Here is an 18,152-nt window from a genome sequence, read left to right as displayed (position 1 = left end):
TGATCCCCCATGAGTAGGCGCATGCGATGTTGTTTTAACTCTCCGACTTTCCCGCTCACGCTCCCCCGGTGTGAGCGGTTTTTTTTTGTCCATACGCTTTGTTTGCCCGAACCCCGTCGGCCTCGACTGAGGCGGGCCGACTGAGCCGGCCCACAAATTCAAGGATGCGTGACGAAAGCCCCGACCGCGATTCGCAGCGTGTGATCGCGCACGTCGTACGGCCATGCCGCGACGATCGCGTCGAAACGCGGGCGATCATCGGCATATAGCGCGCGGGTGGCCTCTTCGTAGCCCGGCAGATTGCCCGCCAGCGCGGTCATGAAGCGATACACCGCCTCCTGCGCCAAACGCTTGCGATCCTTGTCCTCTCCAGCCTGCCGGGCCGCGTCAACCAGTTTGCGCAGCGCGACCGACGCACCGCCCGACTGACCGTTCAGCCAGTCCCAGTGACGCGGCAACAAGGTCACCTCTCTTGCCACCACACCGAGTTTGGGCCGGCCACGGCCACGCGGGCTGTCGTCTTCGATACTGTCGACGCTGGCTGCGGACGGTTCGCCGGCTTCGCTGCTCACCAACCTCGCCACAATCTCTTCGGGTGTGCCGCGCAGATCGAACTCAACCGGACGACTCGTCGCGTCGTCGAAAATCAGTACGGGCGCCTGTTCGCCGCGCGCGATCACCTCGCGTACGGCCAGTGCGACATCGGGCAAGACGCCCGAGGCGATACGGCGGTGCCCTTCGAAAGCCGTACAGGTCGCAGGAAAGGTAGTCATGACAAACTCCGTAAAGGAAGAATTTGTCGAATTATATCCGGGTATAAATTATATGCAACATATTACCCGGGTAAATTTATCCGCGCTGCCCGTCCGGATGACAGAGCGCTCTCAGCGCGACGGCTGCGCGGCAAAGCTGCCTCTTTCCGCACGCGCCGCAGCCGGATAGCACAGCACGCGGTTACGGCCTGCGTCCTTGGCTTCGTAGAGCGCCTCGTCGGCGGCGTTGACCAAGGCGCGGTTCGTCGCAAACGCCTGACCGCGCGTGCAGGCGATCCCGATGCTGACAGTCAGCACATGGTGCGAGCTCGCGACGTGGTGGAGCTGGAGTGCCTGAACCTCGGCGCGAATCTTCTCGGCAATCTGCATGGCACCGGTTTCGTCGGTATCGGGCAGCAGCACAGCGAACTCCTCGCCGCCGTAACGCGCCGCGGTGTCGCCGGGGCGTCGCACGCTCTGCGCAATGCTGCGCCCGACGCCGATCAACGCGTCGTCGCCCGCCGAATGGCCGTAGATATCGTTGAAGCCTTTGAAACTGTCGACATCGATCAGCAGCATCGACAGCGGCCACCCATTGCGTTGCGCGCGGCGCCACTCCGCTTCCGCATGCTCCTCGAAGCTGCGGCGATTGTTCAGGCCGGTTAGCCCGTCGGTGCGCGCCAGCATATGCAACTCGTCTTCCGCAGCACGCCGGCGCCGTAGCTGCTGCGAGAACAGGACAGCGAGCGCGATGATGGTCACATCCAGCGCGGCAATCAGCGAGCCGATGATCCAGGCGCGGTGGCGCCATTCAACGTAGATATCGTGCGTGGACAGCGCGACGTCGAGGATCAGCGGGTACATATCGATATGCCGGAACGCATACCAACGCTCGACGCCGTCAATCGCCGCCGTGCCGAAGAAATCCCCGCTCGGCTGCTGGACGAAGCGCGAGTAGTTCGCGGTGCCGGTCAGGTTGAAGCCAATGATTTTCGGATCGTACGGACGCCGCATCAGCATCGTGCCGTCGTTCAGCATCAGCGCCATCGAGCCGCCCGCGCCGAGATTCATGCCGGCGAACAGACGGCGGAAGTAGGTCAGGCGCATCGTCCCCGCCACCACGCCGCCAAAGCTGCCGTCCGGACGCGTGATGCGCCGGCTCAGCGCGATGCTGATGTCCTTGCCGGTGATCTTCGGCATAAACGGATGGCTGACGTACAAGCCCACATTCGGCGAGTCGCGTTGAACCCTGAAGTAATCGCGATCAGCGAGATTGACGCGGCGCGGCGGACTCGCCTGCGAGTCGAACACGACATTGCCGGCTGGGTCGATGACCAGAATCGAGCCCATGTCTTTCGCACTGGCCGAGCCGTCGAACAGCACCATCTGGCGGATTTCAGGCGGCAGGCTCAGGATGCCGGGTTGCTTCAGACCGTCCATCACCGCACGCAGCGAGAGGTCGTAGATTTCCAGGTTACGCGATATGTCGCGTTCGACCAGCAGCGAGACGTTGAATACCGAATCCTGGGCGCGCCGCAGGGCGTCGTCGCGCATCTGCGCCAGCACCCACACCGCGATCGCGAGGATCATGCTGGCCAGCACGATGCTAATGGCAATCACGATGTTCGGTCGACGCGTCACCATTGGTTTTTCGTTCGAGCATGCGCTGACCCACGCGCGTAAAGAAGTCGGTCGCGTCTGGAAGGCGCGCCGCATAAAACGGTAGCCTACCAGAGGCTGCGGAACATTCAACGCTCGAAACGACGGGATTTTGGTGGGCCAGGCGTGATGTGGATCATCGCGCGTGCTCAAGCCAACGCACCGCAGTTGCTGCCGCGCCCTCCCTCTGCGGCAATACCCGGCACCGTTGCGCGCTTTGCGCGAGCGTCAACCGGCGCGCAGATCCAGCGCCTGCGCGGATGCCGCGTCGCTAAGCGCGCGGATGTCAGCGGTTTCGAGCACCGCTTTGCCAGCACCGTGGCGCGCGACCGCCAGCATCGCCCGGCCGATGTCTTCCGTGCTCAGGATCTGGTTGGGCAACAGCGCGCGCAACGTCGACAGGAGCGGTTTTGTCGCCGCATAGAACAGCCGGTACGAACGGGTTTTCGAACGCGCGCCGTTCAACGGCTGGATCACGCCAGGACGAAACAGGTAGACGGCCTTGAACGGCAGCCGCTGCAACGCATTCTCGGTTCGGCCCTTGACGCGCGCCCACATGGTGCGGCCATGCTCACTGCTATCGGTGCCCGCGCCCGACACATAGGTGAAAGTCATCTGCGGATTGAGACGGGCAAGCGTCTGCGCGGCCGACAGCGTCAGATCATAGGTAAGCCGCGCATAGTCGGCTTCCTGCAAGGCCGCCGATGAAACGCCCAGGCAGAAAAAGCATGCATCGAAGTCCTTCAGCGACGATTCCACCGCGTGGTAATCCATCAGGTCGGACAGAATCAGCTCGTGCAAACGTGGATCGAGCTGGCCAGTGCGGGTGCGGCCGACGGTCTGAATCGCTTCGACGTCAGGTGCGTGCAGGCATTCGCGCAGAACGCCCTGCCCCACCATGCCGGTCGCGCCAAATATCAGAATCTTCACGATGCAAGCTCCGTGGCCGTGCGCGGCCTGTGCGTGTTGGTGATAGTGCGGTCCGGGGTAAAAAAAGCCACTTCTGGGCGATCCGGTGAAAAGACCTATCAACCGTAGCTTTCATCATGCGCCCAAATATATTCATCTATGCATGAATTGGCATTTTCTTCGTTCATTGCATGCAATCTTCATACAGACAAACCCGATTTCATTTAAGTAGTCGCCGGTTCGAACCGATATCCAGTAAATGGCATACCCGTTTAGTGCCTCGCGCGCGACGCGTTGTTTGCGATGCGACATGCAGAAGGCTTCAACGGGGAAAACAGCGCGGGGCCGCCAGAATATTCGGCGGCCGGACAGACGCACCCATGGCCCGGACCTGAGAGTCCATTGCGAACGCTTTTACGTTTCGTTATTGGAGAAACAATCGTGACACTCAAGCATCTCACCATTAAAACCAAACTCATTGCCGGTTTCGGCATGTTGTCTCTCATTGTCGTCGCGGTTTCCGGCCTCTCCCTGAAGGCGTTGAGTGATGCGACGGATGTCTTTTCCGGCTTCGTACATGGCATCAACGCACGCGCCGACATGGCGGCACAGGTGCGCACTGCCGTCGATCGCCGCGCGATTGCCGCGCGCAACCTCGTGCTCGTGACGAAACCTCAGGACCTCGAAATAGAGAAAGCCGATGTGACGCGCGCGCACGAAGACGTGCAAGCCGACCTGAAAAAGCTCAACGACATGATTGCGAGCGCGACGGATACGTCGGACAAAGCGCGCAGTCTTGTCGCCGAAATCAATCGCGTCGAAACGTCTTACGGCCCGGTTGCGCTCGACATCGTCAACCTGGCGCTTACCAACAAGCGTGACGAGGCGATCGTCAAGATGGACGATCAATGCCGGCCGCTACTTGCCGCGCTGATTCGCGCCACCAACGCGTATGCCGACTACACGCGTAGCCGCCAGGAACAACTGGTGAATGATTACGTAGCGCACTACGAAAACCAGCGCAACCTGCTGATTGCGATCTGCCTGATCGCGTTGGGACTTGCCGTCGGCGCATGTGTGCTGATTACGCGCGCGGTGACCGGGCCGCTGCGTCTTGCCATCGACGTTGCACGCACTGTGTCTGAAGGCGATCTGCGTACGCGCATCACCGTTGACGGCAGTGACGAAACTAGCAAGCTGCTCTCCGCGTTGCGCGAGATGACCGACCGACTGACGGCGATCGTCGGCCGGGTGCGCGATAGCAGCACCAGCATTGCCGGTGCCGCGCGACAGATCGCAGCCGGCAACATGGATCTGAGCCAGCGCACTGAACAACAGGCTGCTTCGTTGCAGGAAACCGCCTCCAGCATGGAGGAGCTCACGTCGACCGTGAAGCAGAACGCTGACAACGCGCAGCAGGGCAGCATGTTGGCTGCGAACGCTTCGACGGTGGCGCACAAGGGTAGCGAAGTGGTGGGTCAGGTGGTCGACACGATGCACGACATCAGCGACAGTTCGACCAAGATTGCGGAGATCACCGGCATCATCGAGGGCATTGCGTTCCAGACCAACATTCTGGCGCTAAACGCGGCGGTCGAAGCGGCGCGTGCTGGCGAACAGGGGCGCGGTTTCGCGGTGGTCGCGAGCGAGGTCAGGAGCCTTGCGCAGCGTTCATCGAGTGCGGCCAAGGAGATCAAGGATCTGATCGCGACCTCGGTGGCGAAGATCCGCGACGGTTCGGCGCTGGCGGGTGAAGCGGGTAAGACGATGGCCGAAGTGACCCAGGCCGTTGCGCGTGTGACCGACATCATGTCGGAGATCGCGGCGGCATCGACGGAACAGAGCCGCGGGATCGAGCAGGTGAATCAGGCGATCACGCAGATGGATAACGTGACGCAGCAGAATGCTGCGCTGGTTGAGGAAGCGGCAGCGGCTTCGCGGTCGATGGAGGACCAGGGGCAGCAGTTGAATGAAGTGGTGGCGTTCTTTCAGATAGCCGGTGGGGCGGGGTTTGTTTCTGTGGCTGAGGCGGGGTTTGCTCCGCGGCGGGAGGTGGGTGTGGCTGCGCCTGCGCGTGCGATTGGGAAGCGGGTTGTCATGGGGTCTGCTGCTGCCGGTGCAGCGCCGGTTGCAGTGCTTGCTGCCGCTGGTGCAAGTGGGGATAGTGGGTGGGATAAGTTTTGAATTTTTTTGTGAGCTAGTTACTGTGCAGGGGCTGTTTTCGCTTGTTCTGGGTTTTTTTGGCCAACGCCGTAGGCATACAGAAGAAGGAAACCCCGACCCCTTTGCTACAAAAACGCAAAAACCGGCGCGTAGCCGGTTCTCACATAAAACAAAAAATCCAATTGGTGGAGAGGAGGAGGATCGAACTCCCGACCTTCGCATTGCGAATACGAACAAGTCCAGATTCCTTCAGATAGATTGACATACATCAAAAAACATAAGTCACTGTATTTTAACAGATATTTCAAAACCAACCGCCGATTGACATTGATCTATATACCTTCACTACCGCATAATCTGGTTACACAGCGGTTACACGGAATTGCCGGCACACATTTACGGAGGCTCGGTGGCGAAGGTAAATTTCACTGCGGCCAGGGTAGACGCCCATCGCTGCGCCGAAGGCAAGTCACAATCATTTCTCTGGGACAGCAAGACCCCGGGGCTGGGGCTGCGTGCAACAGTTGGAGGTGCAAAAGCTTACATTTTCCAAGGGAAGATACATGGTTCAACAGTGCGGATCACTATCGGCGATCCAAGAAGTTGGACGATCGATGTGGCGCAGGAGCGGGCACGTAGCCTCCAGACGCTCATCGACGGCGGCATCGATCCGCGGGAACAAGAGGCTGAGCAGAAGGCAGCACACGAGGCTCGGCGGGCAGCAAAACGTCGCCAGGATGTGACGGTCGGCGAAGCGTGGGAGCAGTATCTGGAGCATCTGCGAACGAAGATTTCACCGAAGACAAAGAAGCCTAGGTCGGAGAGATACATCCTCGACCATGTCAACCTCTCGTCGCCCGGTGGAGGTATTGCAAAACGCGGCGGCAAAGAAAAAGTCCGTGGGCCATTGGCTCCGCTTATGTCGCACAGGTTGACCGAGATAACGGCAACTTCCATGTCCCAGTGGCTCGAGGCCGAAATACCTCGGGGGCCAACGAATGCCGGTCATGCATTCGGTCTTTTCAAGGCGTTCATTCGGTGGTGCGACACTCACGAGACGTATGCAGGCATCATCCCGCACGAAGCCTATGCTTCGCCAAAGGTCAAGGGAATTCTCCCTCGTAGCGCCGCGAAGGATGACTGCCTTCAGCGCGAACAGCTGTCTGTTTGGTTTAGCGCGGTACGTGGCATCGCTAACCCGGTAATCAGCGCATACCTTCAAGGACTCCTAATTACAGGCGCTCGCCGGGAAGAGCTGGCCGCGCTGCGTTGGGAAGACGTGGACTTCCGCTGGCGCAGCTTGACCATGAACGACAAAGTTGAAGGCACTGGCGGCCGGACTATTCCGCTCACTCCTTATCTTGCCGGTCTATTGCGACATCTTCAGCGCCTAAACGAGATGCCTCCGAATAAACGTCAAACCACTCGCCTCGCTGAAAGAGGCGAACAGTGGGAACCATCGGAGTGGGTGTTCGCCAGCAAAACAGCATCGGACGGAAAGATAGCGGAACCGCGTCACGCGCACAATCGAGCGTTGGAACCAACGGGTTTGCCGCACATTTCGCTGCATGGCCTGCGCCGGTCATTCGGCACGCTGTCGGAGTGGGTGGAGGTCCCGGTCGGCGTTGTCGCACAAATCCAAGGGCATAAGCCGTCGGCAATCGCCGAAAAACACTATCGCCGACGTCCCCTCGACCTGCTGCGCATGTGGCACGACAAGATTGAAGCCTGGGTGCTTGAGCAGGCGAAGATCAGGTTTGAGCCCTGAAGTTTACCCGGGTCGTCCGCCTATTCACGCACGACCGACTCCTGCAGATAAGTGATAGCGACACCAAGCGGAATCGAGTTGCCTCACCAGCAACCGTCGTCGTCCATTCATGCCAAAGTATGCGTTGCTAGAGCGAGGATCGAACTCCTGACCGTAGAACGGATAACAATCCCCGAATCTGCGATGCGGAGATGCCCCCAAACTTGCCCTCAGTGGGGACGTGCTGCATCCACGACGATCACTTACAATTCGACGCCGGTGGAATGTACTGTAAAGCACGTTGGCCGAAACCCTTAGCGGAGCAGGTAATACGGAGCTACTTGGCGACTGTTCGTGGTCTCATCGCTGAGCTGGTTTCTACGCGAAGCCGGCTACGGCCACGCGCCTGACAGCCTTTATGTGGAGGTTCAGGACACGCTTGAACGTTGCGTGGTTCTAGATACGACAGACATTAACTGGCGAATCGACGAAGTAGGAATAGAGGCGCTATGCGAGCTGCTGACCTGCTATGACCAGCAATTCGAGGCAGCACCTTTACATCGAACCGAGGGCGCCAAAAAGCAGATGCGGAGATCCGCGCGCGGAGACTGGTTACTCCCGTGGGCGGGCCGCTAACCGTACCTGCGCCGCGTGACGGTGGATTCCAGAGAATTTCAGACCTATATCACCGACGGGAGACAAGGGAATAGTCCCCTCTCGATTGATAACTATCCATTTACGGTCTTAATTTCCAGGAAACCACATGTTCTCGGATACTTCGCTTACCCATCGAACCTCGTGTGAATGTCCCCGGTGCCAGTCACCCCGCGTTGAAACCCGCAACAACGCCCGCAAAACAGGCGGCGCAATCGGCGCGGTCGCCGGTGCGGCAGGCGCTGCAAGCGCCGCCATGTCTGGCGCAGAAATAGGCGCGACAGCCGGCATGATCGGCGGCCCTGTCGGTTCAGTCTTCGGGCTAATTGCAGGTGCCGTTATCGGCGGACTCCTCGGCGGTGCGGCAGGCTGCGCGGTCGGCACCGCAGTCGGCGACGTTATCGACGATAACATCCTCGATAACTACCATTGCCTTACGTGCGGCCATACGTTCAGCAACCATCCACCTCAAGTCTGAATTCGTACTCCGGGCCATCGAACCTTTCACTTGGCGGTCCCGTCCGCCGCCGTCCCGATGGCCGCCGCGTCCCTTGCAGTCGGCTGCTGGCGCGCCGTGATCGAGCTGCGCGCCCATCCGTCGGCGCGCGGCAGATCCAGGGACATATGACGTCCAGGCCGGGCTTCTACACGAGTTCCAGCGCCTAGAGAACGCTATTTGCGTTGCAGTCAACGTTATGTGCTAGTAGAGTAACGTTGACAATGGGTGCGCCTATGCAAATCATCAAGGAAACAACGCTCCGCGAGCTCCAACAGGCAGAGTCCGTCGCATCGGTACTTGTCCGAGGACTGACCGGAGGCTACGCGCTCGTTATCCGCTGCGGCGACAACGAGCGCCTGCTGGCGACCACCCGCGGCGAGACGAGACTTTTTTCGCTTGAAAGTGCTGGTCGCTTTCTTAGGGAATTGGGAATTTCAAAATTCGAAGTCGATACCAGCGAATACGAACCCGGGCGCCTGCGTAAAGCTCGCCCTGATAGGGCTGCCGCGCTGCGCAAAACACGGTCGACGCCGGTTCAAGCCACGCTTATCTAACGAACTATCGAGCTCCGAACACAAGGTGCTGACACATGAAAAATTCACGCAAAAAGATCGAACAGGCGACTGCAGCGCCCACGAACTCACAACCGATACTCATTAACTCGTTTTTCGCTGGGATTGGTGGCTTCGACCTTGGATTCCAAAAGGCCGGTTGCGAGCCCGCATTTCATTGTGAAATCAACGAATTCTGTCAAAAGATTCTGAAGCGTCACTGGCCCACAGTGCAGACAGCATCAGACATCAGAGAAGTAAAAAGTGCGGACCTGCCTAAAGCCCAAGTCTGGTGTGGCGGCTTCCCTTGTCAAGACGTATCGGTGGCCCGCGGCGCGATGGGGCGTCAGGGCCTAAAAGGAAAAAACACGGGCCTCTTTTATCCGTTTATTCAACTGATCGGCGAAAGCCTCCCGCCCGTGGTGCTTATGGAAAATGTAACTGGTTTGCTGAGCTCTCACAGCGGCAAGGATTTTCTGACAGTCATCAGTAGCTTGACGCGGCTCGGATACGGGGTCGCATGGCGCGTATTTAACACCAGATATTTTGGAGCGCCGCAATCGCGACCTCGCGTGTACATCTGTGCTTGGCGCGAAGACGTTGCCAAAGCACTGTCCTCGTTGTACGAGCCTGGCGCAACCCATAAACCCGGCAATCCACGCAAGGGCTTTCTCACGTCGCATCGCTGCAATTCAAGTGGGGCAGTGGTGCCCGAGGTCTCGTACTGTCTCGCCGCTACCTCGGGGCGCCACACTGGAACCGATTGGAGTCGCACATATATCAGTTACGCTAAGCAGGTGCGTCGACTGACGCCGGTCGAATGCGAAGGGCTGCAGGGATTTCCTCGAGGCTGGACACTACCGTCGAAGTCCGCGACGGATAGTGATGAAATTGACACTCTACGCTATCACGCGCTGGGCAACGCGGTCTCGACTCCAGTCGTGGAATGGGTGGCACGCCGGATAGCAAATACACTTGGCAACAATGCAGCAACACCTCAAGCAACGGATCTCTTTGAGAGAGAGGTGCAGCCTTCGCCGGGGCAAGGTTACGAAGACTTCAAAGGTAAGCTTGCTCGAACTCAACGTATCAGCGCCCTTGATGCGGCATCTGCCTCTGAAGGTTTCGACGTCAAATGGAAGACGGGCGGCTACGCGATCGGAGACGCCATCTTCGACGCGGCGGTCTCCCCTGCGCCAAACGAACCAATCGTATCGAGGCTGATTGATGTCATTGAGAAGGGAGCCGTGGCCGAGCACTATTTCCTCAGCGCCAATGCGGCCACGGGAATTTTGAGGCGTGTCGATGGACAAGGCCGTGAGTTATTTGGGCCTCTTCGTGATGCGCTAGCGGCTTTAGCGTCCTCGATTGCGCGAAGTAGCGAGCATCGCTCCGGATCTCTTCGCGGTACGTCCGACCGGCTGGCGGAAGTCGTTTGATGCCAGCGCCTCGATTCGCAATCGTTAGACTCGGCAAGGAAAGTCTTGCCGACATCCATGCTGTCGACAGACTGACGAAGAGCCCCGCATCTGCGCTCGAAATCTCTGTTACGTGCACTCAAGTTCCCGGGGAAGTCATCCCCGGGACCTATGTTTTCGTGGTGCTCGGGTCTGATAACAACAAGGGGATTGATACTGCATGGAGGAAAGGGGTGCGGGCGTTGGGACGGGTGGTGCAAAAATCCGGTGGCCCTGCATACAACGATCAATGGGTGGTGCAACTTGAAGTCCATGTTGTACTCGGAGCTTCAGTCAATCATGATGACTTTTTGGCGAAGAGCCCGACTGCATATTACTGGTTCTCAAAGGTGCCCGTCCTAGGAGTGAGTAGCTTCGCCAATCAAACCTTCCAGATGATCAAGCAGCAAGACGTACAGCAAGACGTGAGAGCATTGCTGTACGCGATTGCATCGGTTCATCCCGGCCTTACGGCTGATGTAAGCGCGCGGTACCCAGAAATTTCTGGCTTACTTAACTATGCGCCACCTGCTCCTGATCAACATCAAACGGAAACAGCTCCGCTCTTCTCTCAGATTGGGCAGCCGACGGTCGAAGAAACTGTTGTCACTGTTGAGAAGCTACCGTTTCTTCCCGCGGAGTGGATATTAGCACTCGCGAGCAAGGGGTTTCTTTTGGTTACCGGACCTTCCGGGACAGGGAAAAGCCGTTTCGGTCGCGAAATCGCCGTAGCCACGGACTACACAGTCGACCAGAAATACGCGGCGACTCAATTGGCTGCGAAACCTGCAATTAACCTCGCGTTTGTACCGGTAGGTGCGGACTGGACAGATGACAGTCCACTGCTCGGATTTAAGAATGTGTTTGGAGCCCCCCTGAAGGCACAAGCAAAAGACCTAGATGACCGCTCGGGCGAGCGCTGGGAGCTGACGCCAGCCTTATTGCTAATGTTGCGTTGTGTGGCGAGACCGGATTCGCCGCACTTCCTCATTTTGGACGAGATGAATTTGTCTCATGTCGAACGCTACTTCGGCCGCTTTCTTTCAATAATGGAGGCAAATCGAGGCTTGTCTGAGTCGGCGAAGTTTTGCCTTCTAAGTCCCGAAGAAATTGCACTCGTGTCCACCACGCTCGCAGCGGACGAACACTACCCATTGGAGGCAGAATCGGCGGCCCGCTTAGCAAGAGAGAATTCTGGCCTTGCGTTTCCGGACAATATGTTGGTGGTCGGCACCGTAAATGTGGATGAAACCACCTACATGTTTTCGCCAAAGGTACTAGATCGTGCTCACGTCATCGAGATGGATGTCCCAGATCCTCTAAGCTACCTTCGTCGTAGCGCAGAGATAAACGTGCCATCGCTGTCTACAGAGACAGCCACCATGATTTTGCGGCGAGGGATTGCTAGGAGTCGAAGTGGCTACTGGGAGCGTGAAGCCCCGATGCCGCGGATCGTCGAAGGTTGCCGTGCTGGTTCATGGGAAGCGCATACCGAAGCAATCATTGACGCGGTGGAAAAGTCCATGGTCGCGTTGCAGCGCCTGCTCGTGCCGGTGGGATTTGGTTTTGCCTATCGATCGATTAATGAGGTGTGTTCTTACCTCGCGACCTACTTGGAATATGGCGATCAAACGTTGTTTGCGGCAGAGGGGCAAGCGGGATGGCAGGCCGCCCTTGACCGGGCTGTCTTCCAGAAACTTTTGCCCCGGCTGCATGGAAATCGCCGCCAGTTGGGAGATTGCTTGACGGCGCTGGAGCAGTTTCTGGCGGGCAGCGCTGCGCAGTATGTCATCGGTAACACACGGGTCGAAGTGACAGACGTCGAGAAGCTCGGATTTGAATTGAGGCAAAGCAGACGTAAAATTCGCCAAATGCTGTTGCGACTCGACGCGACGGGTCACACGACGTTCGTATGCTAGCTGCACTTGCGACCGCAAGGGTGGAATGGGCCGATGGAACCTACATTCTTGTTACCACCGCCGATGACTCCGGCGAAGATGTGTTTGAGCCACTCGGTGAGTCGGGACGCGCCACTCTATTCGGAGTAACGAAGCATGCTGACGCGCTCGGCTTGATTCACTACGCGCCAGCGCGTCATTCGGGCTTCCAACCGCTATCTATTTTTGAGAATGGTGAATACATCATCGAAGTGCGGCTACCGTTGCGACTTGAGGAGGCAATTACCAAGCGGGACACTGCTCTTTCACGGTCCTGGCCATTTCTAAATACCCGCCTTCATCCCTTCCTTCAAGTGGTTTCCGTAAGATCGTGGGTGGAGGACGTCGACGGCTTCACTAGAATCACAGCTTTCTTTAATCCTCGAGAGTTTCTCGGGTCTGTAGATTTGACTGTCTGGCGAGACGACAGAGAGCTCTTTGTCGAGGTGGAAAGCAGGAAGATTTCTTATCGAGACGAATACCAAGCCCTCCTCGAAAACGTTGCAGATTTCCATCTTGGGTTGATTCATGAAATTGGATCGCCGGCCGCGACTCAACTTCAGCACGGAGAGGCCATCGTCTCTAAACCCCAAGCTAGCTACTTTCACATGCGGCGATTGATGAGAGAAGAAGCGCTCCCAGACGCGCTTTCTCACATCCTACGATCCCCTATTTCAGTCCTAGAGATTGAACAGCGCTCAATGTCTCCTCACAGAGTTAGGCGCGTCTCGCCAGCGGAGATTTCAAAGCGGCGGGCGTCGATGGGTTTCCGGGCCGGAGGTCCGTTGGCGGACCATTTTGCGGGAAACACTCCGACCACGCTGCCGGTTCGCGTAAAGCAGGAATCTTTCGATACACCAGAGAATCGATTCGTCAAAGCATTCCTCCAAGATTTGTACGCTCTTCTGTGCGATCTGGAATCATCTGCGAAAGCAGACCGGAAGACAGGTATTTTGGAGGAGGTTAGGCGTTGGCGAGAATTGATCGAGGACTGGTTGATTCGACCAGTATGGCGAGGAATCAAAGCGACGAGAGAAGACGGCGCCAACTCTCAAAAACTTCAACGACGAATCGGATACCGAGAGGTTCTGCTGGCAGACGCGGAGATCAGGGAGGTCATAGCGCTACCATTGGACGGTTTGGAAAACCTGCCGGGAATAATGGGCGATGCGAAACCGGTGCATACTCTTTACGAGTATTGGTGCTACTTCATGGTACGCCAAGCAATGACGACCCTCTATGGCGAGGATTTGTTAAAAGGCAGCACTGCAATTAAGGAATCGAATGGTGGCCTAACGCTAACCTTGAAAACCAACCGAGGCAAAGCATCCGCGCAATGGAAATTACACGTCAGCGACCGCCTAATCGAAGTGTTTTTGTTTTTTCAGAAATCGTTTTCTCGGACGTATGAGAGCGAATGGGGGGCGTGGTCCGGTAGCTATTCGCTCCAATTCGATCCCGACATTAGCATCGCCGTCCGGATCGGTGAAGTCACGCATTGGTTAGTATTCGATGCTAAGTATAGACTCGAATCCGGTGGCTACGGAAGCGACGCTAGCCTGGTTCAGGATGCGGGAAAGGGCTCGAAGCAGACGTTTAAAAAAGATGACCTTAACAAGATGCACACCTATCGTGATGCGATCTTAGGATTACGAGGCGCCTTCATTCTTTACCCCGGTCCAAAGGACGATGCCAGATTCGAACGCTTTGTTCGGCAACCGATAACCGCTTCGAGCAACGAATCGTTTCCGGGCGTCGGCGCCCTCCCTTTGAGACCAGGAAACGTTGCCGGCGGAATTAGCCAGCTTCAAACGTTCCTGGATAGTTCAATTAAGACCTTGGCGAACTTCGGCAGATATCAGGAAGAATCAGCCGGCTTGAAGAAGTCATATCCGGATTTTTTTGAATGAATTCATCGCTGTTGATTTAAGAAGCGGTTATCTTTCGTCCTAGATATACGACATAAAGCTGGGTATCACCGGGTTGGAGAGGCCACGTAAAATGTAAGCGGAACGTTTTATACGAAAATTTCGTATGAAAAGGGCAAAACTCAGTGCGACCGTCTTTTGTGCAAACGAAAGTAAGCTCGTCCCGAAATTTTCGCTTGTTAGTCGTAGATTCATCGGAAAAAGGTGAGTCCTCATGTGCGAACATATCTTGGTAGAGACGATTATATTCCGTCGCGAGTTTTTCTACGTCTTCGTCGTCCGGTGCCTTCCTTGCTTGCTCTAGGCGGACCGCCACACCGACGATCTCGTTCAAGCGGGCGAGCTTCCCGTCTACCTGATCGTAAAGATTACTATTCCAAGCAGCGGTCTCCAACTTAGACTTCAGCTCGTCGCAAAACACGACGTATGGATACTTTTCGGAAAGCACTTCCAACGCCTCTTTCCAACGTGTAGGCATTATTGACGTCAGCCCAATATCGGCCAATATCTGAGCACGCGCGGTGAAATTTTGCAATATTACAGGAATTGAAGCATCGCCCTCTTGGATCATAAACTCGACCTGCTCGTCCGCGAAGGCGTGCGTCGATGCGCAAGAAATTAAGTACTCGCCTAGACTGGCATCCAAGTAGCGACGTACTGCAGCGCGAGCCGGTGCAGATCGGGTAACGTTTACTCCCGCGTGGAACGCACGAGCCCCGAATTCGGTATCGATTTCTTCGTGATACGGCCATGCCGCAATCTTATTCCAGAAGAATTGCGCCAAGCCTTTTTCAACAGCCTGCAGCGCAGATTCAACCGTATCGGTTTTGTTCATCTGTCGCGCAAGAATTGCACGGTTGACAAAGAACGCGCGGCCGTTTGCGGTCAACGTTTCGTGAATCCCATACCACAGCGCCACTTCCCGTTCTAAACATCGCCCCGCGTCCCTGTCGAACTGCTCATTGATTGACAGCTCGTTCGCGTAGTATGAGTTATTTAGCGTCATATTCACCCAACACGAGAGATCGAGCATCCGAGACAGCTTGGTCAAAGAAGCCTGCGGGCCATTTGCTTAAGGACCCCTTTTCGTCGATCAATATCTCTTCCAGTTCTGCTTCGCCAGGATGGGCTGGATCGTTGAAGATAGAATAAAACACCACTTTGTCGGCAAGGCCGGAGCGTGACGCGACGGCTTTTCGAATGCCATTAATGACATGGTCGCTGTGTGTTTCCAGCACTATTTGCACGCCAGCCGCCGCACATACTCCTATAAATTCCCCAACCCGGCTCTGCGCAGCAGGATGTAAGTGAACCTCGGGATTTTCGATAAGGAGAGTGTTCTGCTCAGTAGCAGCCAAACAAAGAACGACCAGCGGGAAGACTTGCGCAAAACCATAGCCCACCGATGCGGGTCTCCGGAATCGATCAAGCGAGTGCGACTGAAAACGCAGTCGGAAGAATGACGATGTTTCCACCGGGATCGCGTCCAACGACGCACCAGGAAACAACTTGCCCATCCAGGCGCGAACCTGCGGCAAAAGGGAACGTGCCTCTGTCTCCATCGCCCGGGGATCGTCTTCCTTCAGCAGCTTCTCGCTGGCGGTCATGAGCAAACTCATGGCCGCTTCGCCGTGCGCGCCAACGTCAATGCGGTCGTCACCAAACGCATTTGTCCGTCGCTCAAAGAAGTGATGGATTTCCTCGCCTGACTTGCGATCTGCCGTCAAATGCGCAGTGTCTAGGAGAGTCTGCGATACCGACGCGGCAATCGGCGTTTGAAAGGGCGTCAAACAGTCGAGGGTCGTTTTATCGAGCTGCGTCTGTCTCAGTTTTTCGCCGTCGTGGGAAATGTCGACAGCCATCACCCTTGCCCCGCTAAGTGCGCCCGATTCGCCGTTAAATGTCCAGTTAACAGAGTCCCCGTACAGGCCTAGCCCCAGAGAAAATTCGCTCCTCGCCTTGTGAATATTGACAACGTCCGAAAAAGCTCCCAGCGAAACGTGTTGGCCATTCAACGCCAGATATGCCGAATATCGAGCTTCAACAGCGGTTTGCATAAGCACCGAGAGGCCTTGAATAATGGTCGATTTTCCCGATGAATTAGGGCCAGCCAGAACCGTAAGCCCGCTTAATTCAATGCGTTTCTCGTCGAAGCACTTGAAGTGCTTAAGGTATATTGATTCAATCATTGATTGCAGCCCCAATTTCATTTAGCGCAAGAGAGAACCGTGTGCGCACTCGACCCGCGTCAGATGTCCCCAGTGAGATTGAGTCCCTGAAAGAATCATCCAGCATCAATTTGTAAAATCCTTTGCGAACCGCGTCTGCTTTTTCCAACGCTACGTCCGTGTCCACGTCAGCCAGCGCCACGGACATAACCTCGAACAGTGCTACGTTAATAACACTGCGCGATTGATTTGGTGAGGTGTGTTTTCGAAACGCATGCTGCGCGAAAATTAGCCTGTTATTCTGCATGGCGCGTATAAATCGAGCATTTAATGCCTCAATACCGACGACCCCTGACTGATTCATTAAATCCAATGCGCCGCCAAGGAATGCATCCATGTCTCCCCGGTATTCTTCTGGCCCCAATAGAAGAAACGCACAAAATCGATTTACGATCTCGCGGTCTCGCATCTGTTTTATGATATTCGGCGTTCGAAGACTGTTACCAGACGCCGAAGAAAGCGCGGAACCCGAAGCAGCAGTACGTAGAAATTCCGTTGCAATCCCATTGTAGAGCGCGTTCCGCATCTGCTGCCTTGTCAGCGGCACACCGCTATTTACCCGCTCGAAGATGTCCAGTCGCGCACGTTCAGTAACTCGCGCGTCGATCAGATACAGCGTGAGCGGCGCGTCTTCAATACGAGCTTTGAGGGTCTCCGGCAGCTCGTAAAACGCGGTACCGTTGTATTTGTGTCCAAATCCCGTCAATCCTTGGAGTTTGAAACGTCCATCTACGAAACGCTGAAATGTTGTCAACCGTTGCAACCCATCCACCACTACTACCTTTCCGTCAAGTCTTTCCGATAGGTAAAATGGCGGCAGTGGAATCCGCATCATTGCCGACTCGATAAATTTACTTTGCTTGTTTTCATCCCATACGAAATCCCGCTGAAAAGACGGATTTAAAATATAAGTCTTCCCATTAATTCTGCGCAGTACTTCGAACACAGTCCGCGGCTCCGCCCTAACGAAAACTGAATCAATTGGGTATGGGTCGTAGTCCGACGTTGTCGGTTGGAGGCCCTCTGGATACTCAAGCTCGTTTATTTCGCTATCTGCCTCTGCGCTCGCTGCCGGCGCTGAGCCGGGGATTTGCTCGGTCACGTCTGGGGAGTAGTCCAACAATACCGTCAAACTTGGATAGACCGAAGCCACGCAGTTTTGAAAGCTTGGTATTAGAGCCCCAATTGTGAAGAGCAGCGCTCGTACGTCTCTGCGGTCGCCCGGATTAATGAGTTGCGCCAGTTGGTTACTGAACGTGTTTAATCCAATGATTGGAATATCGGAAAACGCGGCGTAGGTTGAGCCAAAGCCTAAGTAGTCGCGATGGGATAAGGATCGGGGTAGCACAATACGCACTTTAAACGTTAACGCCCACTGATCGCGATACGTCGGCCCCCCTTCTTTCCGGACGAGTGTTCCGATCGCCCGAAGTCCTTTTTCCCAAGGTGTATCCAAGCCTTTGCTGTTATCAGACCCGAGCCAGATAAACACAATGCTGCCGGGACCAAGGTCGCTAGGGACCTGCGAGCATTGCAGATTGATCTCAAAGTCTACGGACTTCAGTGTCTTGAACTCATCGATTTTTACGATGGCGTCTACGCTGTCTCTTCCGAGCCGAATTACGCCAAATGTATCGCCTGCGCTCATAGTCCTTCCTAAATTATCGG

The 18,152-nt window shown here is 56.1% G+C and carries 13 protein-coding genes and 1 tRNA gene; 7 read left to right on the top strand and 7 right to left on the bottom strand.

Translation table 11 applies throughout. The features are described from left to right. Positions 1-158 precede the first annotated feature (158 nt). From PQR27_RS00860 to PQR27_RS00850, 3 genes are all read right to left on the bottom strand, one after another. Positions 159-773, bottom strand: coding sequence for a DUF2239 family protein (locus PQR27_RS00860; RefSeq protein WP_408521849.1), 615 nt, complete (start codon positions 771-773; stop codon positions 159-161). Between the two features lie 111 nt (positions 774-884). Continuing rightward, positions 885-2,396 (bottom strand): sensor domain-containing diguanylate cyclase, encoded by a 1,512-nt coding sequence (locus PQR27_RS00855; RefSeq protein ID WP_408521848.1) that lies wholly within the window; start codon positions 2,394-2,396, stop codon positions 885-887. A 243-nt stretch (positions 2,397-2,639) separates the two neighbouring features. Then, complete coding sequence (locus PQR27_RS00850; RefSeq protein ID WP_408521847.1) at positions 2,640-3,341, bottom strand: NAD-dependent epimerase/dehydratase family protein; 702 nt, start codon at positions 3,339-3,341, stop codon at positions 2,640-2,642. Positions 3,342-3,761: 420 nt separating this feature from the next. On the opposite strand from PQR27_RS00850, the gene PQR27_RS00845 reads away from it, so the two are divergent. Then, positions 3,762-5,504 carry a methyl-accepting chemotaxis protein gene (locus tag PQR27_RS00845; RefSeq protein ID WP_408521846.1) on the top strand — a complete coding sequence of 581 codons (1,743 nt, stop codon included), beginning with the start codon at positions 3,762-3,764 and terminating at the stop codon, positions 5,502-5,504. A 162-nt stretch (positions 5,505-5,666) separates the two neighbouring features. On the opposite strand, the gene PQR27_RS00840 is transcribed toward PQR27_RS00845, so the two are convergent. After that, positions 5,667-5,734, bottom strand: a tRNA-Ala gene (locus PQR27_RS00840). 158 nt (positions 5,735-5,892) lie between these two features. Between PQR27_RS00840 and PQR27_RS00835 the strand changes: the two genes are divergently transcribed. The 6 genes from PQR27_RS00835 (at position 5,893) to PQR27_RS00810 (ending at position 14,238) form a co-directional block, all read left to right on the top strand. Then, positions 5,893-7,251, top strand: coding sequence for a tyrosine-type recombinase/integrase (locus tag PQR27_RS00835; protein WP_408521845.1), 1,359 nt, complete (start codon positions 5,893-5,895; stop codon positions 7,249-7,251). A gap of 889 nt (positions 7,252-8,140) precedes the next feature. Then, positions 8,141-8,362: a hypothetical protein gene (locus PQR27_RS00830; protein ID WP_408521844.1), complete on the top strand. Its 222-nt coding sequence runs from the start codon at positions 8,141-8,143 to the stop codon at positions 8,360-8,362. Between the two features lie 254 nt (positions 8,363-8,616). Next, entirely contained in the window at positions 8,617-8,937 is a 321-nt protein-coding gene (locus PQR27_RS00825; RefSeq protein WP_408521843.1) for a ParC-related protein, read from the top strand. Between the two features lie 35 nt (positions 8,938-8,972). Then, entirely contained in the window at positions 8,973-10,373 is a 1,401-nt protein-coding gene (locus PQR27_RS00820; RefSeq protein ID WP_408521842.1) for a DNA cytosine methyltransferase, read from the top strand. Then, positions 10,373-12,310 (top strand): McrB family protein, encoded by a 1,938-nt coding sequence (locus PQR27_RS00815; protein WP_408521841.1) that lies wholly within the window; start codon positions 10,373-10,375, stop codon positions 12,308-12,310. The genes PQR27_RS00820 and PQR27_RS00815 overlap by 1 nt, the downstream gene beginning before the upstream one ends. Continuing rightward, positions 12,304-14,238 carry a DUF2357 domain-containing protein gene (locus tag PQR27_RS00810; RefSeq protein ID WP_408521840.1) on the top strand — a complete coding sequence of 645 codons (1,935 nt, stop codon included), beginning with the start codon at positions 12,304-12,306 and terminating at the stop codon, positions 14,236-14,238. Before PQR27_RS00815 ends, PQR27_RS00810 begins: the two co-directional genes overlap by 7 nt. A 16-nt stretch (positions 14,239-14,254) precedes the next feature. On the opposite strand, the gene PQR27_RS00805 is transcribed toward PQR27_RS00810, so the two are convergent. Genes PQR27_RS00805 through PQR27_RS00795 form a run of 3 tightly spaced genes read right to left on the bottom strand, consistent with a single transcriptional unit; the run spans position 14,255 to position 18,132 of the window. Continuing rightward, on the bottom strand, positions 14,255-15,289 hold the full coding sequence (locus PQR27_RS00805; RefSeq protein WP_408521839.1) for a hypothetical protein: 1,035 nt from the start codon (positions 15,287-15,289) through the stop codon (positions 14,255-14,257). Continuing rightward, a complete protein-coding gene (locus tag PQR27_RS00800; RefSeq protein ID WP_408521838.1) occupies positions 15,249-16,445 on the bottom strand; it encodes a DUF3696 domain-containing protein in 1,197 nt (398 codons plus the stop codon). The genes PQR27_RS00805 and PQR27_RS00800 overlap by 41 nt, the downstream gene beginning before the upstream one ends. Next, complete coding sequence (locus PQR27_RS00795; RefSeq protein ID WP_408521837.1) at positions 16,438-18,132, bottom strand: GmrSD restriction endonuclease domain-containing protein; 1,695 nt, start codon at positions 18,130-18,132, stop codon at positions 16,438-16,440. The genes PQR27_RS00800 and PQR27_RS00795 overlap by 8 nt, the downstream gene beginning before the upstream one ends. Positions 18,133-18,152: the final 20 nt, after the last annotated feature.

The organism is Paraburkholderia fungorum, from assembly GCF_046027215.1.
Taxonomy (GTDB): Bacteria; Pseudomonadota; Gammaproteobacteria; order Burkholderiales; family Burkholderiaceae; genus Paraburkholderia; species Paraburkholderia fungorum_D.
This window is presented reverse-complemented; position numbering and strand designations above follow the sequence as displayed.